2 protein-coding genes are annotated in these 4,358 nt (G+C 45.2%); one reads left to right on the top strand and one right to left on the bottom strand.

Going from position 1 to position 4,358, the window contains the following annotated elements; translation table 11 throughout:
* A partial coding sequence (gene pds, locus PX484_RS20410) for a 15-cis-phytoene desaturase (protein WP_288105302.1) occupies positions 1 to 1,041 on the bottom strand: 1,041 nt, incomplete at its 3' end.
* 437 nt (positions 1,042 to 1,478) lie between these two features.
* On the opposite strand from pds, the gene PX484_RS20405 reads away from it, so the two are divergent.
* Positions 1,479 to 4,259, top strand: coding sequence for a cation-translocating P-type ATPase (locus PX484_RS20405; RefSeq protein WP_287766740.1), 2,781 nt, complete (start codon positions 1,479 to 1,481; stop codon positions 4,257 to 4,259).
* Positions 4,260 to 4,358 lie beyond the last annotated feature (99 nt).

Raw genomic sequence — 4,358 nt, 5'->3', positions numbered from 1 at the left:
CGAGCGATCGGGGTTAGCGTATTCTTTACAGGTGTTGCTCATGTCAGCATAAACACTGAGTAAGGGCGAACGGGAGAATAATAAATGATCGATGTCGGTTAGTTTGCGATCAAACCAGAGGTGTAAATTAATGACGGGAACTCCTTCTAATCCTTCTAGTTTTTGAAAGAATTTATCTTCTTGCCAAGGCTTAGGCAGTAAAACTTTTAGAGGATCTACTGGCATCGCCGAAACATAAATATCTGCTTCAAAAAGATAATCTTCCCCACCGTCTAAACCGCGCATTAAGAAGGCTTTAACTGTGCCGTCTTCATTTAAGAGTATCTCTTTTAAAGGGGCATTTAAGCGCACTTCGCCACCTCTAGCGCTGATGTAATCGACTAAAGGTTGGCAGAGTCTTTCCGGGGGTGAACCGTCGAGAAAAGCCATTTTTGAGCCATTTTTCTCCTGTAAAAAGCGGTTGAGGGCTGTTAGTAGAATTGTGGCGGAAATCTCGTTAGGATCGATAAAGTTTAGGGCTTTCGACATAGCGATAAACACTTCTTTTTCTACCCTAGGGGGGATGTTTTGTTTCTCTAACCATTCCGACCAAGAATATTTATCCATCTCCTCGACGTAACTTTGGCCTTTAACAATGGCAGGGATTAAACCGAGTCCAAATTTAATTTTTTCCTCCCAAGTTAACATATCGTTATTGCGGAGAATGGCAACAATACCGTTAATTGGGGCGGGAATATCAGGGAAGTCAAACCGCGAATAGGTCCCTGGTTTTTCCGGCTGATTGAAGATCATCGAGTGTTCTTTCCACTGTAAACGATCCTCTATGCCTAATTCTTGGAATAATTGCAGCATATTGGGATAAGCGCCAAAGAAGATATGTAAACCGGTTTCGTACCAGTCCCCATCGGCATCTTTCCAAGCGGCAATTTTTCCCCCTAATACATCGCGACGTTCCAGTACGATGGGCGTATGTCCCGCATCGACAAGGTATTTCGCACAAGATAATCCGGCTAGTCCCGCACCAGCGATCGCAACTCGCATCGTTTCCTATCTACTCTCTAATGTCTTGTCTTTATCACATTCGCTATTATACTTCACATTTCGTTACATTTTTTTTCAGATTGTCGAGAAGGCAGGGGGCAAGAGGCAAAAGGTAGGAGACAGGAGATTATTTTTATTTATTCTCCCCATTTCCCCACACCCGTTCGGACCTCGGCCTGAGTTCAGCGTTCGACAAAAGCTCACGGGCGAAGCCCACACCCCACTTCATAATTCATAATTCATAATTCATAATTACCCCTCCCCACTTCCTTGATGACTGCTTACTGGTCACTGATAACTGTTTGCTGGTCACTGATAACTGATAACTGGTCACTGCTTACTGGTCACTGATAACTGATAACTGATATTGTGATATGTAATTAGCTTAATTCGCTTACCTTTTTAGTTCACGCGTACACCCTCTTCAATTGATCGCTATGACTTTTCCCACTACGTCACCTCAAGTCTCGGAAATAGAGAATAATCGTGCTTGGCATAATTTAACTGGGGAACAAACCCTCGAAATCCTGAGAACCAATGGGGAAACCGGCTTAATTGAGGACGAAATTGTTAAAAGAAAAGATATTTTCGGTTTAAATGAACTAAAAGAAACGGGGGGACGTAGCCCGTTAATGATTTTATGGGAACAGTTTACTAACATTATGTTAGTGATGCTGATTGCCGTGGCGGTGGTTTCGGCAGTTTTGGACTTAAAAAAAGGGGAATTTCCCAAAGATGCGATCGCTATTTTTACAATTGTTATTTTAAACGGTATTTTAGGATATTTACAGGAAAGTCGGGCAGAAAAGGCTTTAGCCGCCCTTAAGCAGTTATCCTCGCCGAAAGTCCGGGTTATTCGTAATGGTAGCACCTTTGAAGTGGCGGCCAAGGAACTTGTCCCCGGGGATATCATGTTGCTGGAAGCGGGGGTACAAATTGCCGCCGATGGCAGATTATTAGAAGCACAAAACCTGCAAATCCGGGAAGCTGCCTTAACGGGGGAAGCGGAATCGGTGAATAAACAAGCACAGAAGGTTTTACCGGAGGATGCCTCTTTAGGCGATCGCATTAACCTCGTCTATCAGGGTACAGAAGTAGTACAGGGGCGGGGGAAAGTGGCGATTACCAAGACGGGAATGGATACGGAAATCGGTAAAATTGCCGCCATGTTGCAAGGAGTAGAAAGTGAACCAACTCCCCTACAGCAGCGAATGTCGCAGTTAGGTAACGTTTTAGTGAGTAGTTCCCTAGCTTTAGTGGCTCTAGTCGTGCTTGGGGGCGTAATTCGCTTTGGTTGGCAGTTTTTTGAATCATTCCTCGAAACTTCCCTCAGTATGGCTGTGGCCGTTGTTCCCGAAGGTTTACCGGCAGTGGTAACGGTGACATTGGCAATTGGAACCCAAAGAATGGTGAGAAGACAAGCTTTAATCCGTAAATTGCCGGCAGTGGAAACTTTAGGCTCTGTAACGACGATTTGCTCCGATAAAACCGGAACTTTAACTCAAAATAAAATGGTGGTGCAGAAAGTTAATACTTCCGAGCAGACAATTACTGTCACGGGGGAAGGTTACGCGCCTATCGGTGAGTTTAATGGTGTTAGTGAAAGTGATCCCGAACTACAGGCAATTTTAACGGCTTGTGTGCTGTGTAATGATGCACTTTTGCAAAATAAAGCGCAAGAATGGTTAATTTTAGGCGATCCCACCGAAGGAGCTTTACTGACGTTAGCGGGTAAAGGAGGACTATATCGGGAAGCATTAGCACCCAAAAGCCCTCGTTTAGGCGAATTTCCCTTTTCTTCCGAAAGAAAGAGAATGTCAGTAATCTGTGAGAATGCCCAGTTAGGTTTGGGGGATTCTGCCTATTTAATGTTTACCAAAGGCTCACCAGAATTAATTCTCGAACGTTGTTCTCTGATCCAAGTTGGGGCGGAAAGTCAACCCTTAACAGCTGAACAAAGAAGCCGTATTTTGGCACAAAATGACGAAATGGCGGGTAATGGCCTACGAGTCTTAGGTTTTTCCTATAAACCGATGACAGAAGTGCCAGAAGCGGAAAGAGAAGATAGTGAGGAACAATCCTTGGTTTGGTTGGGATTGGTGGGAATGCTCGATGCACCCCGCAAAGAAGTTAAAGAAGCGGTTGCCCTCTGTCGTCAAGCGGGAATTCGTCCGATTATGATTACCGGAGATCACCAATTAACCGCCAAGGCGATCGCCATTGAATTAGGCATTGCTGCCCCCGGGGAGCGAGTAATCACGGGTAAAGAATTAGAAAAAATGTCTCAGAATGATCTAGAGAGAGAGGTAGATGGTGTGAGCGTCTATGCTCGTGTTTCTCCCGAACATAAGCTGAGAATCGTCCAAGCTTTGCAAAAACGGGGCAAATTCGTCGCCATGACGGGGGACGGGGTGAACGATGCTCCGGCACTAAAACAAGCGGATATCGGCATCGCCATGGGCATTACCGGAACTGATGTCAGCAAAGAAGCCAGCGATATGATTTTGCTGGATGATAATTTTGCCACCATCGTCGCTGCCACTGAAGAAGGGCGCGTGGTTTACAGTAACATTCGGCGCTTTATTAAATACATTCTCGGCAGTAATATTGGCGAGGTTTTAACGATTGCAGCGGCTCCTCTGCTCGGTTTAGGCGGTGTACCCCTTTCTCCCTTGCAAATCCTCTGGATGAACCTTGTCACCGACGGTTTACCGGCTCTGGCTCTGGCAATGGAACCCGCCGAACCTAATGTGATGAAACGTCCACCTTTTAGCCCCCGGGAAAGCATTTTCGCTCGCGGTTTGGGTTGGTATATGATTCGCATCGGTGTGGTGTTTGCGATTCTGACCATTATTATGATGGCTTGGGCTTACCAATATACTCAGGCAACCCCCGAAATCGGAGATCCTGGACGCTGGAAAACCATGGTATTTACTACCCTCTGTTTAGCACAAATGGGTCATGCTTTAGCGGTGCGTTCCCATACCCAGTTAGCTGTGCAAATGAATCCCTTCTCTAATCCTTACATTATTGCCGCCGTGGGCTTGACAACGATCCTACAATTGTTGTTAATTTATGCTCCTCCTCTACAAAGCTTCTTCGGCACTCAATGGATTAGTGGCACAGAATTATTAATCTGTTTTGGATTTAGTGCCTTAATGTTTGTTTGGATCGAGTTGGAGAAGTTATTTATTCGCTGGTTCATGACGAAAAAATAAATCAATGCCAACACCAATTATTCTGACTTTAACGGTTTTAGTCGTTGCTTTAGTCGCTTTCGTGGCGGAATGGCTACCGGTAGATTTAACCGCTTTATG

Source organism: Microcystis sp. M49636_WE2 (assembly GCF_030065375.1).
In the GTDB taxonomy this organism is placed as follows: domain Bacteria; phylum Cyanobacteriota; class Cyanobacteriia; order Cyanobacteriales; family Microcystaceae; genus Microcystis; species Microcystis aeruginosa_C.
The sequence above is the reverse complement of the archived record's forward strand: the minus strand, read 5'-3'. Positions and strand labels throughout refer to the sequence as shown.